Source organism: Aquibium pacificum, assembly GCF_040839445.1.
GTDB lineage: Bacteria > Pseudomonadota > Alphaproteobacteria > Rhizobiales > Rhizobiaceae > Aquibium > Aquibium pacificus.
Map to the genome: position 1 here is coordinate 272,671 of NZ_JBDPGJ010000001.1, position 17,216 is coordinate 289,886.

13 protein-coding genes and 1 tRNA gene are annotated in these 17,216 nt (G+C 66.0%); 5 read left to right on the forward strand and 9 right to left on the reverse strand.

Features of this window, described 5'->3' with window-relative positions; translation table 11 throughout:
• The first annotated feature begins 1 nt into the window (after position 1).
• Positions 2 to 1,603 carry a cisplatin damage response ATP-dependent DNA ligase gene (locus tag ABGN05_RS01360; RefSeq protein ID WP_367953119.1) on the forward strand — a complete coding sequence of 534 codons (1,602 nt, stop codon included), beginning with the start codon at positions 2 to 4 and terminating at the stop codon, positions 1,601 to 1,603.
• Between the two features lie 9 nt (positions 1,604 to 1,612).
• Here the strand turns inward: ABGN05_RS01360 and ABGN05_RS01365 are convergent, their stop codons facing one another.
• Entirely contained in the window at positions 1,613 to 2,941 is a 1,329-nt protein-coding gene (locus ABGN05_RS01365; protein ID WP_367952195.1) for a hypothetical protein, read from the reverse strand.
• Between the two features lie 203 nt (positions 2,942 to 3,144).
• Here ABGN05_RS01365 and ABGN05_RS01370 point away from each other — a divergent pair, with 203 nt between their 5' ends.
• Complete coding sequence (locus ABGN05_RS01370; protein WP_367952196.1) at positions 3,145 to 4,098, forward strand: NAD(P)H-dependent flavin oxidoreductase; 954 nt, start codon at positions 3,145 to 3,147, stop codon at positions 4,096 to 4,098.
• A 22-nt stretch (positions 4,099 to 4,120) separates the two neighbouring features.
• Here the strand turns inward: ABGN05_RS01370 and ABGN05_RS01375 are convergent, their stop codons facing one another.
• Positions 4,121 to 5,329: an adenylate/guanylate cyclase domain-containing protein gene (locus ABGN05_RS01375; RefSeq protein ID WP_367953120.1), complete on the reverse strand. Its 1,209-nt coding sequence runs from the start codon at positions 5,327 to 5,329 to the stop codon at positions 4,121 to 4,123.
• A gap of 120 nt (positions 5,330 to 5,449) precedes the next feature.
• Between ABGN05_RS01375 and ABGN05_RS01380 the strand changes: the two genes are divergently transcribed.
• Positions 5,450 to 6,388, forward strand: coding sequence for a DMT family transporter (locus ABGN05_RS01380; RefSeq protein WP_367952197.1), 939 nt, complete (start codon positions 5,450 to 5,452; stop codon positions 6,386 to 6,388).
• A gap of 96 nt (positions 6,389 to 6,484) precedes the next feature.
• Positions 6,485 to 7,510: an N-acetyltransferase DgcN gene (gene dgcN, locus ABGN05_RS01385; protein ID WP_367952198.1), complete on the forward strand. Its 1,026-nt coding sequence runs from the start codon at positions 6,485 to 6,487 to the stop codon at positions 7,508 to 7,510.
• Between the two features lie 137 nt (positions 7,511 to 7,647).
• Here the strand turns inward: dgcN and ABGN05_RS01390 are convergent, their stop codons facing one another.
• The 3 genes from ABGN05_RS01390 to ABGN05_RS01400 all read right to left on the reverse strand — a co-directional run bounded on the left by ABGN05_RS01390 (position 7,648) and on the right by ABGN05_RS01400 (position 11,455).
• The gene (locus tag ABGN05_RS01390) at positions 7,648 to 8,448 is read right to left on the reverse strand and encodes an FAD binding domain-containing protein (RefSeq protein ID WP_367952199.1); all 801 of its coding nucleotides are present in this window, start codon (positions 8,446 to 8,448) and stop codon (positions 7,648 to 7,650) included.
• A gap of 24 nt (positions 8,449 to 8,472) precedes the next feature.
• Complete coding sequence (locus ABGN05_RS01395; RefSeq protein ID WP_367952200.1) at positions 8,473 to 10,827, reverse strand: xanthine dehydrogenase family protein molybdopterin-binding subunit; 2,355 nt, start codon at positions 10,825 to 10,827, stop codon at positions 8,473 to 8,475.
• Positions 10,828 to 10,966: 139 nt separating this feature from the next.
• Positions 10,967 to 11,455, reverse strand: coding sequence for a (2Fe-2S)-binding protein (locus tag ABGN05_RS01400; RefSeq protein WP_367952201.1), 489 nt, complete (start codon positions 11,453 to 11,455; stop codon positions 10,967 to 10,969).
• Between the two features lie 403 nt (positions 11,456 to 11,858).
• Here ABGN05_RS01400 and ABGN05_RS01405 point away from each other — a divergent pair.
• Positions 11,859 to 11,934: transfer RNA gene (locus ABGN05_RS01405), tRNA-Thr, on the forward strand.
• Between the two features lie 98 nt (positions 11,935 to 12,032).
• Here the strand turns inward: ABGN05_RS01405 and ABGN05_RS01410 are convergent.
• Genes ABGN05_RS01410 through ABGN05_RS01425 form a run of 4 tightly spaced genes read right to left on the reverse strand, consistent with a single transcriptional unit; the run spans position 12,033 to position 17,192 of the window.
• Positions 12,033 to 12,317, reverse strand: a complete 285-nt coding sequence (locus tag ABGN05_RS01410) for a YciI family protein (protein WP_367952202.1) — start codon at positions 12,315 to 12,317, stop codon at positions 12,033 to 12,035.
• 4 nt (positions 12,318 to 12,321) lie between these two features.
• The gene (locus tag ABGN05_RS01415; RefSeq protein WP_367952203.1) at positions 12,322 to 14,835 is read right to left on the reverse strand and encodes an ATP-binding cassette domain-containing protein; all 2,514 of its coding nucleotides are present in this window, start codon (positions 14,833 to 14,835) and stop codon (positions 12,322 to 12,324) included.
• A complete protein-coding gene (locus tag ABGN05_RS01420; RefSeq protein WP_367952204.1) occupies positions 14,832 to 16,043 on the reverse strand; it encodes an ABC transporter permease in 1,212 nt (403 codons plus the stop codon). Before ABGN05_RS01420 ends, ABGN05_RS01415 begins: the two co-directional genes overlap by 4 nt.
• A gap of 24 nt (positions 16,044 to 16,067) precedes the next feature.
• Positions 16,068 to 17,192: a substrate-binding domain-containing protein gene (locus ABGN05_RS01425; protein WP_367952205.1), complete on the reverse strand. Its 1,125-nt coding sequence runs from the start codon at positions 17,190 to 17,192 to the stop codon at positions 16,068 to 16,070.
• Positions 17,193 to 17,216: the final 24 nt, after the last annotated feature.

Here is a 17,216-nt window from a genome sequence, read left to right on the forward strand (position 1 = left end):
GGTGCGCCGCTTCGCCGAGCTCCTCGACCGCCTCGTGCTGACGCCTTCGCGCAATGCGAAGCTGAGGCTGCTCGCGGATTATCTCCGCTCCACGCCCGATCCTGACCGTGGCATCGCGCTTGCGGCGATCACGGGAGACCTCGACATTCCGGGGGTCAAACCGGCCATGCTTCGCGCGCTCGCCATGGAGCGGATGGACCCGGTGCTTTTTGCCTATTCCTATGACTATGTCGGCGATCTCGCCGAGACGGTGTCGCTGGTGTGGCCCGCCGCGCCCGACTCGGAGCGCCGCAACTCGGAACTCTCGCTGTCCGACGCGGTCGTGGCACTCGTCAACGCGGGACGCGTACAGGGGCCCTCGGTGTTCGCCGGCCTGCTCGACCGGCTGGAGGCGTCTTCCCGCTTCGCGCTCATCAAGCTGGTGACGGGCGGCATGCGAATCGGCGTGTCCGCGCGCATGGCCAAACAGGCGCTTGCCGATGTCGGGCAGGTCGACGTTTCCGAGATCGAGGAACTCTGGCACGGGCTCGACGCGCCCTACGAAGAGCTCTTCGCATGGCTGGAAGGGCGCGCCGAAAAACCGGTGGCGGCCGCCTACGCGCTGTTCCGGCCGGTCATGCTGTCCAACGCGGTCGCCGAGGGTGATCTCGAAAAGCTCGATCCGGCAGATTATGCGGCGGAGTGGAAGTGGGACGGCATCCGGGTGCAGACAGTTGCCGAGGGCGGCACCGTGCGGCTCTACTCGCGCACCGGCGACGATATCTCGGGCGCCTTCCCCGATCTGACGGAGGCCATCGACTTCGAGGCCGCGATCGACGGGGAACTGCTGGTCGGGGTCGCGGGCGAGCACACCGGCACCTTCTCCGACCTGCAGCAGCGGCTGAACAGGAAGACGGTCTCGGCGAAGATGCGGGAGAAATATCCGGTCTTCGTCCGGTGCTACGATCTGCTTCAGGCCGGAGGCGAAGATCTGCGCGCCCTACCGTTCCGCGAGCGCCGGCAGCGGCTGGAAGCCTTCGTCGCGGGCCTGCCGCGCGACAAGTTCGACCTGTCGCCCTTCGTAGCGTTCGAAGGCTGGGACGAGCTGGAGGAGAAGCGCTGCAATCCACCGCATCCGATCATCGAGGGGGTGATGCTGAAGCGCTGGGATTCCGCCTATGTGCCGGGCAGGCCCAAAGGACCGTGGTTCAAGTGGAAGCGCGATCCGCACACGGTCGATGCCGTGCTGATGTATGCCCAGCGCGGCCACGGCAAGCGGTCGAGCTTCTATTCGGACTACACGTTCGGCGTCTGGACCGGTCCGGAAGAGAAGCCGGAACTGGTGCCGGTCGGGAAGGCCTATTTCGGTTTCACCGACGATGAACTGCGGCAGATCGACAAGTATGTCCGCGACAACACGGTGGAGCGCTTCGGTCCGGTCCGCTCCGTCAGGGCGGACACCACGCACGGGCTCGTGCTGGAGATCGCATTCGAGGGGCTGAACCGGTCGCAGCGGCATAAATCGGGGGTCGCGATGCGGTTCCCGCGCGTCTCGCGGCTGCGTTGGGACAAGCCGGCCGCGGAAGCGGACCGGCTCGAAACCTTGCAGGCACTTCTCGACTGACCGGCAGGCCTACTCCTGGACCGATACGCGGATGTCCCGGATGTCGACGGCGCGGCCCTTATCCTCGACGTCGGAGACGATCGAGATCGTGCCTCCGCCGGCGGGAGTGCCTGCCGGAATGTCGAGGTCGAACAGGAGATCGGTCTGTTCCGCGGTCACGTCGTAGCGGTTGCGGCCGCAATCGCCCAGAACGCCGAAGTCGCAGGTGACCGAGATCTGAGTCGGCTGGCCTTCCTCGGCTGCCGCGACGACGTTGAACACGGTCCGCCGCCCGGCGATCCCGTCGAGGATGCCCTGGCCGACGTCGAAGACCACCGGCTCCTCCGCCGAGGCGGTACGTATCCGAAGCAGCGGTCCGCCATCGGAATCGATCACCGCGGCCTCGGCGCCGGGCGGGGTCGTGACGCGCGTCGGATCCGATGGATCGAAGATCGTGACCCAGTCGGCCGTATCGTCTGCCACGCCCGTGATCGGCGGCGAAGGGGCAGCGCCTTCCGGCGCGAACTCTTCTGCCTCGAGGGCGAGCGGCGGATTGGGAACACTGGTGTCGCGGTCTTCGGCGGACAGGAAGAGGCCCTGGTCCACCGTCCACCACACACCCATCGCCGCCGCCGCCAGCAGCGTCAGCGACAGGAAGGCCATCGCATAGGCGCGGCCGCGCCGGCGCTTCGGCACGGCCCGGTATTCGCCCTGCAATCCGGACGAATACGGTTCCGCGGAGGCGGAGAGCATTTCCGCCGTTTCGTCACTTTCGAAAACAGGCTCGCTTCGCTGAGCACGCGTTCTTCCCGGCGTTGGACTGCGTCGGGGACCCTGCGAATGCAGTTCCCCGTCGTCGCCGGTGATGCGGGGCTCGATGTCGAGCATCACGTCCGCGTCGGGCCGATCTTGTGCCGCGTCTTCGGGCGGGTCTTGCCGCACGGACCGATAGGTCCGGTCATCCGAAACCTCGACGGAAGGAACATCTTCCGCTTCCTGTTCGGCGGCCGGCGCTTCGGAGGAGTCTTTCCCGTCAGCCGAAGCGTCGTCCGGTTCCGTCGGTCCCGCTGCTTCCTCCGGTTCGGCTCCGTCTTCCTCCGGCTCCACATTCTCGGGCGCTGCCGGTTGGGCGTCCTGCGGGGGAAGGGTCGCCAGGACGAATTCGGATTCGACCGTGCTGATGCTCGCCTTCAGCATCTGGCGCCGCTGCCGTATCGTCTCGTCCTCGAGTTGCGGGTTGTTGGCGATGCTTCGCTCCAGCGCCGCATGCACGGAGCGATAGACCTTCTCGCGGAAGGCGCGATCAGCCGCGTCGCCCTTTTCGAGCGCGCTCCTGATCGTCTTTTCGATCGGGTTCAATTCAGGTTCCTCGCATCCCCGCCCGACATCGTTAGCCGGACGGGTCGGCGCAATCAACAGCGGTGCCGGGCTCTCGCCGAAACGCGCGGGTCGCCAGCCGGTTGCGCGGAGTGAAAGCATCGGCTCGATGCGGTTGCCGCCAAGCCGCATTCTGCTAGAAGCGACGTTTACGGAAACGTCAACACTTGCCGGGAATCGTCCGCATGGCCTTGCCTGAAATCCTGAAGAAGAACCTGCGTATACCCGTCGTCGGCTCCCCGCTCTTCATCATCTCGCATCCGCCGCTGGTGCTCGCGCAGTGCAAGGCGGGCATCGTCGGATCGTTTCCTGCGCTCAATGCGCGGCCCCAAGCCCAGCTCGACGAATGGCTGGCGCAGATCACCGAGGACCTCGCCGCGCATGACCAGTCCGGTCCGGCGCGCCCGGCGGCACCCTTCGCGGTGAACCAGATCGTCCACAAGTCCAACACCCGCCTGCAGCACGATCTCCAGATGTGCGTGAAATACAAGGTGCCGGTCGTCATCACGTCGCTGGGAGCGGTCGAGGAGGTGAACCAGGCGGTTCACTCCTATGGCGGCATCGTGCTCCACGACATCATCCACGACCGCCATGCGCGCAAGGCGATCGAGAAGGGCGCCGACGGGCTGATCGCGGTGGCGGCCGGTGCGGGCGGCCATGCCGGCACGCTGTCGCCCTTCGCGCTCGTCCAGGAGATCCGGCAGTGGTTCGACGGCCCGCTGCTGCTGTCGGGCGCCATCGCCAATGGTGGCGCGGTGCTGGCCGCGCAGGCCATGGGCGCCGACATGGCCTATATCGGTTCACCCTTCATCGCCACGCGGGAGGCGCGCGCCGACGACGCCTACAAGCAGATGATCGTCGACTCGAAGGCGGCCGACATCGTCTATTCGAACCTCTTCACTGGCGTGCACGGCAACTACCTCAAGGGGTCGATCCGGGCCCAGGGGCTCGACCCCGACGATCTGCCGGTCTCCGATCCTTCGAAGATGAACTTCGGCAGCGACAAGACCAAGGCCTGGAAGCACATCTGGGGCTGCGGGCAAGGCATCGGCGCGGTCGACGCGGTCACGACGGCGGCGGAACTGGTCGACCGGCTGGCTGGCGAGTACGAAGCGGCCAGGCGGAAGCTGGAGGCCTGAACGCCCGGGGGCGAGCGGTGCGCTATTCGGCCACCGATTGCGCGGCCGCAGCGTCCTTCCGGCCGAGCAGGAACCACGTTTCCATCGGCCCCTTGCCCTTGACTTCTATCTTGCCGCGTGGCTCGAACAGGAAATCCCCCGATATCCGTTCCCGGAAAGCGGGCGAAACCTGGATGCGCCCTGCGACGCCGGTGGATTCCATCCGCGCGGCCACGTTCACCGCATCGCCCCAGACGTCGTAGAAGAATTTCTTCGAGCCCACGACGCCGGCAACGACCGGACCGCAGGCGAGGCCGATGCGGATCGGAACGCCGTCTTGCAGCCGCGGCGCCGTCTCCAGCATATCGAGCGCCAACGCGGCAAGCGCCTCTGCGTGATTAGGCCTTGCAACGGGTGCGCCGCTGACCGCCATATAGGCGTCGCCGGAGGTCTTGATCTTTTCCACGCCATGGATTTCCGCCAGCCGGTCGAATTCGGAAAAGACGCCGTTGAGCAGCCGCACCAGCCGGTCGGGCGACATCGATCCGGCGCGTGCGGTGAAGCCCGCCATGTCCGCGAAGAGCACCGAGACCTCGTCGTGCCGCCGGGCTATCACGTCACCCGGAGCGTCCTTCAATTGCTCCGCTATGCTTGTCGGCAGTATGTTGCGCAGCAAGCCTTCGGACCGTTCGAACTCGCGCTCGGCTGCCGCCTCTGCGCGCGCGGCCTGCCGGGCTACGTACAGGACGACCGCGAAGACGAGCATCATGTTCAGCGCAAAGTTGAGTGAAAAATTGATCTTCAGCGCCAGCGGGGGAATGTCGCCAGTGTCGTGCGGCACGGTGAAGTTCAGCACGATGACCAGCACGACCCCGGCCGCGGACAGCGCTGCGGCGAGTCTGTAGCGCTCGACGCCCAAAAGCAGCAGGCTGAGCGGTGCGCTTGTCAGAAAAAGCAGGAATATGCCGTCGCCGGTCCCGATGGTCAGGATGAGGCGCGTCGCGTGCACGAACCCGAGGCAAACCAGCGCCAGCGGGGCGGCGACCGGAGAGAAGCGGTGCAAGAGCGGCGTCGACGCGACGCAGAAGGCAGTCACGATGGTGAACGGGTCCGGGTCGGTCGGGCGTTTGATGGCAAAGAGCGCCATGCCGGCAGCGGCGAGCCAGGCGGTGATGTTCACGGCGCGCAGCCGGCGCGCCACCTTTTCGGGATAGCGCTCTGTGCCAAAGGCGATGACCGCGTTAAGACCCATGGTGGTCACACGTCGCTCGAACGACGCCCGCAGGTTCCGCCCAATGCGGGTTGGCGTCAAGCCGGCGGCCGGGCCGGGCGCGGGTGCTCGCGCGGGAAAAGAACAGGACAGTGCGGGAACATGTCAAATAGCTCCCCGGCAAAACGCAGCGCCGCCGCCCCCGGCGACGTGCTCGCATCACGCCCCGGCGACCGGCGGCGCGCCGTCCTGGTTCCGGTGGCGATGATGATCCTCGCCTGCGCGCTGGTCGCCGCGACGATGCTCTTTGCAAAGATGCTTGGCCGCGCCGTCGACGGTCCGCCTATCCACCCGCTGCAGGTGACGGCGGGCCGCTACATCTTCGCGCTGGTGGCGCTCGCGCCGGTGATCGCGTGGTACCGGCCGCCCCTGCGGGGTGCGGCGTGGGGAAATCACATGCTGCGCGTGGCGTCAGGCTGGTCGGGCGTCACCTGTCTCTTTGCCGCCGCCGCCTACATGCGGCTGGCGGACGCCACCGCCATTGGCTTCCTCAATCCGATCGTCGCCATGGTGCTGGCGATCCCGATCCTCGGCGAGACCGTAGGCCGATGGCGCTGGGGCGCGGCCTTCGTGGCCTTCATCGGGGCGGTGGTGCTCGTCCGGCCGGGGACGGACGCGTTCCAGCCGGCTGCCCTGCTCGCGCTGCTGGCGGCCCTGCTGGTCGGGCTGGAAGTCGTGCTCGTGAAGCGGCTCACCAACATCGAGACGCCACTGAGGATCCTCGCCATCGGAAACATGATCGGCGGGGTCCTGGCGGTCGGCGCCGCCAGTTTCGTGTGGATCTGGCCGACGCCCATGCAGTGGATGCTGCTCGCGGGCATCGGCTTTGCCATGGTCGCGGCGCAGGCGCTGCTGCTGCAGGCGCTGAAGCGGGGCGACGCCAGTTTCGTGATACCGTTGTTCTACTCGGCGCTGGTCTTTGCCGGACTCTACGACTACGCGGTCTTCGGCGAGCGCCCCGGCATCAACACCGTGATCGGAGCGATTCTGATCATCGGCGGCTCGCTCGTCATCGCCTGGCGGGAACGGTCGCGGGGGTGACGGGCCAGCCCGAGTTCATTCCGCGACGGGGCCGGCCTTGACACCAGCGGACCGACACCGCTCCTATTCGATCCGAAAAATCGCGCGGATGTCATCATGCTCAAGACCCCCTATCTGCTCTTCCTCGGAGACGCGCCGGACCAGCTCGCGGCCAAGGTGGCGCAGGGCATCCGCGACTGGCGGCCCGAATTCGCGGTCGGCCAGTTGAGGCTGGAGGGCTGCAGGGCAGACGTGAAGCTGCCGGACATGACGATCGCCGACGCGCGCGGCGCCGGGGCGCAGACGCTCGTCGTGGGGGCTGCCAACAGGGGCGGCGTCATCTCCAAAGCCTGGGTCAGGACGCTGGTCGAGGCGGCGGAAACCGGCATGGACATCGCCTCGGGACTGCACAACCGGCTCTCCGACATCCCCGAGCTCGTGGCGGCGGCCGAGCGCTCTGGCACCCGCCTCCTGGACGTGCGTCTTCCGACCGTGAGCTATCCGATCGCCGACGGAAAGCCGCGCACGGGCAAGAGATGCCTCGCCGTCGGAACGGACTGCTCCGTGGGCAAGATGTACACGGCCCTTGCAATGGAGCGCGAAATGAGAGCGCGCGGGATGAAGGCGACCTTTCGCGCCACCGGCCAGACCGGCATCCTGATCACCGGCTCCGGCGTGCCGCTCGACGCCGTGGTGGCCGACTTCATGGCGGGCAGCATCGAATGGCTGACGCCGGACAACGACGCGGACCACTGGGACCTGATCGAAGGGCAGGGGAGCCTCTTCCATCCTTCGTATTCCGGCGTGACGATGGCGCTGGTGCATGGCGGGCGCCCGGACGCCCTGGTGCTATGCCACGAGCCCACCCGCACGCACATGCGCGGCCTGCCGCACTACCGGTTGCCTTCGCTCGAGGCACTGCGCGATCTGGCGCTCGTTTCCGCTCGGATCGTCAATCCGGACGTAGAGGTCTGCGGCATCGCGGTCAATACGGTAGCCCTCGGGGAAAAGGATGCGCGGGCCTGCCTGGAGACGATCGAGGAGCGGATGGGTCTTCCGACCGTCGATCCGCTCCGGGACGGCGCGGCACGCCTCGTCGACGCGCTCGCGGGCCGATTGGTTTCAGGCGCTGCCCCTGGCTGAACGCAGAAGAGTTGCGTCGCTGGTTTGGTCGAGCCTCCGAAAGCGCCACCCATAGAATGGGCCACGGAGGGCCTCATGAACCGGGAAGGGCTCCCCCGAAAGGAGAGCCCTTGTGCAAACGCCCGCCCGGAATGTCCTCAGCCGTTCGCCATCTTCACCGCGCGCTTGGCCATCACCACGATGAGGTTGGCGCGGTATTCCGCCGACGCGTGGATGTCGGACATCAGGTTGTCCGAGGGGACCGTCATTCCCTCGAGGGCCGAAGCGTCGAAGTTCGACGCGAGCGCCGCCTCGATCTCGGAGGAGCGGAAGACGCCGTCGTCGCCTGCGCCGGTCACGCCGACCTTCACGCCGTCATCGCCCTTGGCGACGAAGACGCCGGTCATGGCGTAACGTGATGCGGGATTGCGGAACTTCTGGTAGCCGCATTTCGCCGGTGCAGTGAACTTCACCGCCGTGACGATCTCGTCGGCCTCCAGCGCGGTCTCGAACAGGCCGGTGAAGAAGTCCTCCGCAGCGATCTCCCGCCTGTTGGTGACGACCGTGGCGCCAAGCGCCAGCAGCGCGGCGGGATAGTCGGCGGCCGGATCGTTGTTGGCGATCGAACCGCCGAGCGTGCCGAGATGCCTCACGTGCGGATCGCCGATCTGGCCCGCCATATGGCAGAAGGAGTGGCAGACGGCCGCCAGTTCCTTGCTGTCGGCGACTTCGGCGTGCGTGGTGCCGGCGCCGATGGTGACGGCGCGGCCCGATACCGTGATGCCCTTCAGGCTTGCGATGTGACGCACGTCGATCACGTCGCTCGGTGCGGCGAGCCTCGTCTTCATGGCCGGGATCAGCGTCATGCCGCCCGATACGACCTTGCCGTCCTCGGCCTCGCCCAGAAGCTTGACCGCATCCTCCACCGAGGACGCACGATGATAATTGGTGGTATACATCTTCTTCGTCTCCGATCGCTTCGCTCAATGGCGCGTGGCCGCCTTCAACGCCGCCCAGACCTTCTGCGGCGTCGCTGGCATGGTGAGATCATTGTTGCCGATCGCGTCGGTGAGCGCGTTGATGACGGCGGGCGGCGAGCCGATCGCACCGGCCTCGCCGCAGCCCTTGATCCCGAGCGGATTGCCGGGGCAGGGGGTGTTCGAGGTCGATACGCTGAAGGACGGCAGATCGCCGGCGCGCGGCATGGTGTAGTCCATGTAGCTCGCGGTGATCAGCTGCCCCGAGGTTGCGTCGTACTGGCAGCCTTCCAGGAGGGCCTGTCCGACGCCCTGGGCGATGCCGCCATGCACCTGGCCCTCGACGATCATCGGATTGATGATGTTTCCGAAATCGTCGGCCGCCACGAACTGCACGATCTCGGTCGTGCCGGTGTCGGGGTCCACCTCGACCTCGCAGATGTAGCAGCCGGCCGGGAAGGTGAAGTTGGAGGGATCGTAGAAGGCGCCTTCCTTAAGGCCGGGCTCCATGCCCGCCGGCAGGTTGTGCGCGGCATAGGCGGCAAGCGCCATCTGGAACCAGGGCAGGGTCTTGTCGGTGCCGGCGACCTTCAGTTCGCCGTTCTCGATCACGATGTCTGCCTCATCCGCCTCCAGCAGGTGGGCAGCGATCTTCTTCGCCTTGGCTTCGACCTTGTCGAGCGCCTTGACGATGGCCGACATGCCGACGGCGCCCGAGCGCGAGCCATAGGTGCCCATGCCCATCTGCACCTTGTCGGTGTCGCCGTGGACGATCGAGACCTGCTCGATCGGGACGCCGAAGCGCTGGTTGACGAGCTGCGCGAATGTGGTCTCGTGGCCCTGGCCGTGGCTGTGCGAGCCGGTCAGCACCTCGATCGTGCCGGCCATGTTGACCCGCACCTCGGCCGATTCCCACAGGCCGACGCCGGCGCCGAGCGAGCCCACCGCCTGGCTGGGCGCGATGCCGCACGCCTCGATATAGCAGCTCATGCCGATGCCGCGCAGCTTTCCACGGGACTTGGCCTCGGCGCGGCGGGCTTCGAAGCCGGCATAGTCGGCCGCCTTCATCGCCGCGTCGAGCGAGGCGGCATAGTCGCCCGCGTCGTAGGCCATGATGACTGGCGTCTGGTAGGGAAACTGGGTGATGAAGTTCTTGCGGCGCAGTTCAGCCGGGCTGACGCCCAGTTCGCGGGCCGCGGTCTCCACCACGCGTTCCATGACGTAGGTCGCCTCCGGACGCCCCGCGCCGCGATAGGCATCGACCGGCGCCGTGTTGGTGTAGACCGTGCGCACGTTGCAATGGATCGCCGGGATCACGTACTGGCCCGACAGCAGCGTGGCGTAGAGGTAGGTCGGCACCGAGGACGAAAACAGCGACATATAGCCGCCGAGATTGGCGATGGTGTCGACCTTGAGCGCCGTCATCCGGTTGTCGGCGTCGAAGGCCATCTGCACTTCGGTGACATGGTCGCGGCCGTGGGCGTCGGTGAGGAAACTCTCGGTGCGGTCCGCGACCCACTTGACCGGCACGCCGGTCTTCTTGGAGGCCCACAGGCAGACGATCTCCTCCGGATAGATGAAGATCTTGGAGCCGAAGCCGCCGCCGACGTCGGGCGCGATGACGCGCAGCTTGTTCTCTGGCGCGACGTTGTAGAAGGCGCTCATGACCACGCGGGCGACATGCGGGTTCTGCGAGGTGGTCCAGCAGGTGTAGTGGTCCTCGGCCTTGTCGTAGTGGCCGAGTGCGGCGCGGGGTTCCATCGCGTTCGGCACGAGGCGGTTGTTGACAAGCTTCAGTTTCGTCACATGCGCGGCCGACGCGATCGCCTTGTCGGCGGCGGCGGCGTCGCCGATTTCCCAGTCGTAGATGAGGTTGCCATCGGCTTCCGGATGAAGCTGCGGCGCACCGGACTTCAAGGCGGCCACGGCATCGGTGACGGCTGGCAGTTCCTTGTAATTGACGACGACCTTCTCGGCGGCGTCGCGCGCCTGGCCCTTCGTCTCTGCCACGACGATCGCCACCGCCTCGCCGACGAAGCGCACGCGGTCCGTCGCCATGGGCGACCAGGCGCCCATCTTCATCGGGGTGCCGTCCTTGGAATAGATCATCCAGCCGCAGATCAGGTTGCCGATGCCGTCGGCCTTGATCTCGCGGCCGGTGAGAACGCCGTAGACGCCGGGCATCTTCTTCGCGGCGGCGACGTCGATGCTCTCGATCTCGGCATGCGCGTGCGGGCTGCGGACGAACGCGGCGTGCTTCATGCCCGGCACCACCATGTCGTCAACGTAGCGTCCCGCGCCGGTGATGAAACGCTTGTCTTCCTTGCGCACGACCCTTGCGCCGATGCCTTCGATGCCCATTAAAGATTCCTCCTCCGGAATTCTCGTGTCCGTTGCGGCTTGGGCGGCGGGAGATCGGATCTCCGGTCCACGACCGCCATGGTGCCGTTGCCCGATGCGGCTTTCGCGTCCTCGGCCGCTTCTCCTCCCCGCCGCGGTTTCAGGCGGCGCGGGCGGCGCCCTTCGACATGGTCTCCGAAGCCGCCAGGATCGCCTTGACGATGTTGTGATAGCCGGTACAGCGGCAGATGTTGCCTTCGAGTTCGGCCCGCACGGTCTTCTCGTCCAGCCCCTCGGGGTGGCGGGCGATCATGTCGGTCGCTGCCATGATCATGCCCGGCGTGCAGAAGCCGCACTGCAGGCCGTGATGTTCGCGGAACGCCGCCTGCACGGGATGAAGATCGGCGCCGTCGGCCAGTCCCTCGATCGTCACGACGTCCGAACCGGAGGCCTGGACCGCGAGCATGGAGCAGCTCTTCACCGCCTTGCCGTCGAGATGGACGACGCAGGCGCCGCACTGCGACGTGTCGCAGCCCACGTGCGTGCCGGTCAGACCGAGGTTCTCGCGCAGGAAGTGCACGAGCAGCGTCCTGTCCTCGACGTTGCCGGTGACGGTGCGGCCATTCACGACCATTTCGATTTCGGACATCAGTTTCCTCCTGACCTGCCTTCTGGGTGGGTGGCGCATGCCCATGCGCCCCAGGTTCGACGGGGAGATTACTCCAGCGGAAGGAAGAGTCCACCGGGCCGCCGAGGATTTTCTGCCGCAGGGTTCGCGGTCGATTGGGATCGGCCGATCGCCGGTGGTCTCGCGGCGCGGTGATGGCTGTCGCCCTGCCGTGCCGCGATGCTCGACGGGCCATGCACCGGGCGCAGTGCAGCGATAGGCTCGTCTCCCCGCCCGCGTCCGCTCCCGCCAGCACAGTCCCGACTGCCGGACCCACACCGGCTTCGAGCCGACGGTGATTTGTCGCGGCTTTCGTCTTGAATTTGCCGCCCGATGCCGGTATCACGCGCTCACCTTCGCCCGATGCGTCGATGCATCGGGCCGGGCCGCTTTAGCTCAGTCGGTAGAGCACATCATTCGTAATGATGGGGTCGCGTGTTCGAGTCACGCAAGCGGCACCAACAATTTCAGGCTCTCAAAGTTGAATCGCGCGGGGCCGAGGCCGGGCGTGAGCCGTCTCGGAGCCGGCCGCCGGATTCACGAACTGACGGCGAGGGCCTCAGCGATTGTCCACGCGCTTGCTGAAGGCGTGAATGTCGACCCTTTTCCAGACATTGGCTGCCGCGAACGGGTCGGCGCGGTTGAACGCGGCAACCTCGTCCTTGGTTTCCGCCTCGACGATGAAGAGCGAACCGATCATCGTTTCGCCGTCGTCCGCCAGCAGCGGGCCGGAGACGACGGTCCTTATCGGACTCGCTGCCAGGTAGGATCTGTGCGCGTCGTAGTTGGCGAGCCGTCGCTCGAGAGCGTCATCGTGATCCAGGGCGTGAACGGCAAACAGCATGGGATTATCCGGTTCGTTCCCTGTCGCGGCGAGCGACGCTGAAGAACGTCGCGGCAACCAGCGTGACGGCGCCCAAAACGATCAGATGGACCGCGGAATCCTGGTTGATGAAGGAGGATGCGCTCGACAGCGACTGCACCAGTGCCGCCCCCGTCAGGACGGAGATGACCGAGCCGCGTCCGCCGGCAATCCGGGTGCCACCCAGCACCACGGCGGTGATGCTCATCAGCGTGTAGTCGATGCCGGTGGCGGGCGACCCGATGCCGACCTGCCCGGCAAGTATCAGGCCGGCGATCCCGGTCAGCAAGCCGGACAGGACGAAGGCCAGCATGATGTGCCAGTTGACCCGGATGCCGACCTGCGCCGCGCCCGTCGGATTTGACCCGACGGCGCGCAGCCGCCGCCCGAGCCTGGTGCGGAAGAGGATGAACTCGAACGCGATGACGGTGACCATCATAGCGATGAAGCCGGCCGGCATGCCGAGCCACGTCGACTGCGCGACATCCGAAATGGCGTCGGTGATCGTCCCGGCTGCCTGTGGCCTGAGCACCAGCGACATCCCCTGCAGGCCGATGAAGGTGGCGAGCGTGACGACGATCGCCGGAATGTTCAGCCAGGTGATCAGCCAGCCCTGAACGACTCCGAATGCGGCAGTGAGCGCCAGGATCAGGATGACGCCCACGATCGTCTCACCCACGGGTGCGCCATCGGGCGTCAGAAAGGACGCGAGCACGACCACGAATCCCGCAAGCGCACCGACAGACAGGTCAATGCGGCCGACGATGATGGTCCCCAGCTGTGCGATCGAGAGAAAAGCCAGGATCGAGAGGAAGGTCAGCATCGTTTCGATGTTGAACGGCGAAAGGAAGTACTCGCTGATCGAAGCGGTACCGAGAAGGACGATGGCGGTCAGGACCGCCAGCACGGCCGCCGGAAACCGGTCCGCCGCCAGGATGCGGCGCAGGGGCGAGTCATCCTCCCCCGTCCGGACCGGGCCGTCGGCGCGAGAAACCGTCGCCGTCAGGTTAGCCTCGGTGATCGCGGCGTCGGTGAGGTTCTCGCCTTCGAGTTCCTTGACGATCTGGCCCCGCGCGAAGACGCAGACGCGATCGCACAGACCCTCGAGCTCGATGCCGTCCGAGGAGGATACCACTACCGCGACGCCGCTGTCGGCGAGCTTGCGCAGATGTTCGTATATCTCGGCGCGCGCGCCGACATCGACACCCTTGGTCGGCTCGTCGATGATGATGACCTTGGGTTCGCCGGCAATTTCGCGCCCGATCAGCAGCTTCTGCTGATTGCCTCCGGAAAGTTCGGAAGCCCTGGTGTCGTCGTCATCCTTAATGCGATAGCCGGTGTAGACTCCGAGCCGGCTCATCACGTCCGCCGTCAAGGCAAGATCGCGCTTGCGGTTGACCACCCCCGCCGTGGAAATGCGATCCAGGGCGCCGATGCCGACGTTCTCGCGCAGTTTCAGGGTCAGGAACAGGCCTTCCTCGTGGCGGTCATCGGTGACGAAACCGACGCCCGCTTCGCGGGTCGCTGCCGCCGAGGTGCCCTCGACCGGCTTTCCTGCAATCCTCACCGATCCGGCGGAGCGCTTCTCCAGCCCCGCAATGGTGCGCAGGAACGCGCGCTGACCCTCGCCTTCGACGCCGGTCACGCCGACGATCTCCCCGGCGCGCGCCGCAAAACTGATGTTCGTGAAGCCAGGCCCGGAGAGATTCTCGACTTCGAGCCTGATCTCCCCGACGTCCTTCGCCTTGCGGGGAAAGACCTGGTCGAGCGGGCGTCCCGCAATCAGGGTAACGATCTCGTCGGTCGTAATCCGCGAAGCGGGCCGGCTGTCGATCGACATTCCGTCGCGGAGCACCGTTATGTGATCGGCGATCTCCCGGATTTCGTTGAGCCGGTGCGAAACATAGACGATGGCCACACCTTCGTCGCGCAACTGTCTGATCAGCTTGAAGAATTTGTCGATGTCCGCCTGCTGGAAAGGCTCGGTCGGCTCGTCGAAAAATAGCACCTTGGGCTTGGATGCGATCGCGCCGGCGATCTCGATGATGTGAAATTGCGCCAGCGTCAGGTCGCGTACGCGCGCATCCAGCGACATGGCGTGCTGGTCGGAAGCCACCGACGCGAGCAGCCGCGCCGCCTCCTCGCGACTTGTCAGTCCGGGCGCAGCCAGCTGGAGGTTCTCCATGACCGTCATTTCTTCGGCAAGTTCGGGATGCTGGAACGTGACCGCCACGCCGGCGCGATGCAGCTTCTTGGCGGTCGGGCGCTTGATCTCCTTGCCGCCGACGCGAATGACGGCAAAGTCGGGACGAACGGCGCCGGCCGCGATGGAGATGAGGGTGGACTTGCCCGCGCCGTTTTCCCCGACGACGGCGTGCACCTGGCCGCGGCGAATATTGAGGCTGACCGCCTTGAGCGCCTGCACGGGGCCGTAATACTTGGTCGCCCCCACGATCCCCATGACAGGGGCGCCCATCAAGTTGCGCTTGCCGGTGCTCATTCTGTGATTTCGAGTCTTTTCTTCAATCTCAGATAGAATGTGCGCCAGCGTGTCCTCGTTTCCGGCGAAACGTCCAGCAGTCTCTTCAGCCCCAGTCGGGTCAACGTGTTCACGTAGATCATGCGGATCCTGAATTCGACATCGGGCTTGGTGACCCAGAATTTGAAACGGATCCATTCGAACTTGATCCGCCGGCCGGCTTCCACGACGCCGACGCTGGCGATGATGATGATGGCCTGAACGATGTTCTGGGCAGCCGTCTCGAAGCCCACGGCGAGAACGAGCTGGCCGAGATAGGTGAGAAAGAGCGCACCGACGATCGTGGCGGCGATGCTGCCGCGCAGGCCGCCGCCGATCGGGTTGCCGCCCACGACGACCGCCGCGACCGTCGCCAGCAGATAGGGCATGCCGCTGAACACCGTCGGCGACAGGACGTAGCCCGCCAGGAGCACGCCCGCAGCGGCGTAACAGAATCCTCCCAGCGCATAGGTGGCGACGCGATAGGCATCGAGCGGGATGCCGACGGTCAGAGCCGCGTCCGGATTGACGCTGGTGGCGATGAAGCGCCGCCCGATGGTGGTCTTCTCAAGCAGGAATATCGCGATCGCGGCAATCACGATCAGGACGTAGAGCGTCAGCGGAATCTCCAGGAACTTGCCGACGCCGAACCTGTTGAGCGGAGGAGGGGCCTGCTGCGAGAATCCGCTGGTGACGTACATGGTGATCCCCAGCATCAGCGTGTTCATTCCGATGGTGGTGACGAGCGAGTTGACGCGTAGAAGCGCCACCAGCACGCCGTTCACGGTACCAACGCCCAGCCCCATCGCGAGCGCAAGCGCGACATACGCCAGTGTCTCCGCAACGCCGGCCTCGGAACCCGGCAGCGCCGAAACGATGACCGCCGAAAACGACATGATGCCGGCCACCGACAGGTCGAGTCCGCGTTGCTGGATCACCAGATGCTGGCCGATGGACGCAACCGCGAGGATCGCGAAAAATGGCAGCATCAGCTGAAGCGCGCTGAGCGAAACCGTGCTGGGGGCCGCAATGCCGCCGCCAACGATCAGCAAGGCCGTGGCGGCGGACACGACGAGAAGACGGTGAAGGGGCTTCTTGCGCCCCTTGTATTCCCGTCGGGTCCAGGTGCGCTCCGGCCGCCGCCGCTCCGGCTGCGGTTGAACCGCAGTCAAGCCTCTGGGGGGTATCATCGCGGCTTCCGTTCGGAGCAGGAATTACCTGGACAGGATTTCCTTCATCTTCTCGGCAGACAGCATGGCGGAAGGAATGGCCGTCGGCGGAAGATCCTTGTTGCACTTCACCGCGAGCGCCGGATCTGACGAGGTGCTGTCTTCCGAGAACGGCAGGTCGATGAGGCTGGGCTCGAGATTGTCCATGCCATTGACCGCGGCGAGGCCCTTGCGCAGAGCGAGGCGAACCAGCCACGTATGTGCGCTGGCCGTGGCGAGCTTGAACGTCGGATTGGCCTCATGGTTGTCCTGCCACAGGCAGCTCAACTCGTTCAGGTCCTGCCCCGCCCAGGCCGGGATCGGACGGCCGGCCGCGAGGAAGGCGCGGATCGGACCGGTGGTTTCGGCCATGATGCCGTCGATCTTGTCGTACTTTGCGATCGCGGCAGCGGTGACTTTTTGCGCCTGCGCCGGATCCCAGTTGGTATCGACCGGGCCTTCGAGCACGGTGATGCCGGGGTTGGCGGCGAAGACCTCGCGCCAGCCGACGGCCTGCGACGCGGTCATCGGGTTGCCAGGCGTGCCGCCCTGGACGATCACGTTGCCCTTGCCGTCGAGCGTCTTGACCATCCACTCGGCGAGCATCGCGCCGAGGCCGATCTGCGTCTCGGTAACCCGCGTTAGGTAGTCCTTGCCGATCTCGCCGAACGGCGCATCGCCCGTGGTGAAGGGAACGACGGCGATGCCGGCGTCCAGCGCCTGGCGCATGACCTTGAGCTGAGCCACGCCGGTATCGGCAAAGACGACGATGACGTCGAATTCCTGCGCGATAAGGCCGCGAATGTCGGCGATCTGCTTCTCGGCCTTGAACTCGCCGTCGGTGTAGCGGACTTCCTTGATGTTGGGACACTTGGCCGCCTCATCCTCGAACTCCGCACGGGTGATCTGGCGCCAGTAGTTGCCACCCCAGCCGTCGGAATAGGCGACCTTGAGTTCCTTGGTCCCGCAATACTTGGAGATATCCTCCATCTCCGTGATGCCGCCGCGCTTGTCGGGGGCGAGGTCGACATCGGAAAACGCGTTCTGCGCGGCGCCCGGCGAGACTGCGGCGAACTGCCAGGCGAACGCCAGCACGGTAGCGACACCGACACGGCTGATTATTTGAGACATTCTTCCCTCCCTTTGAATGTCGCG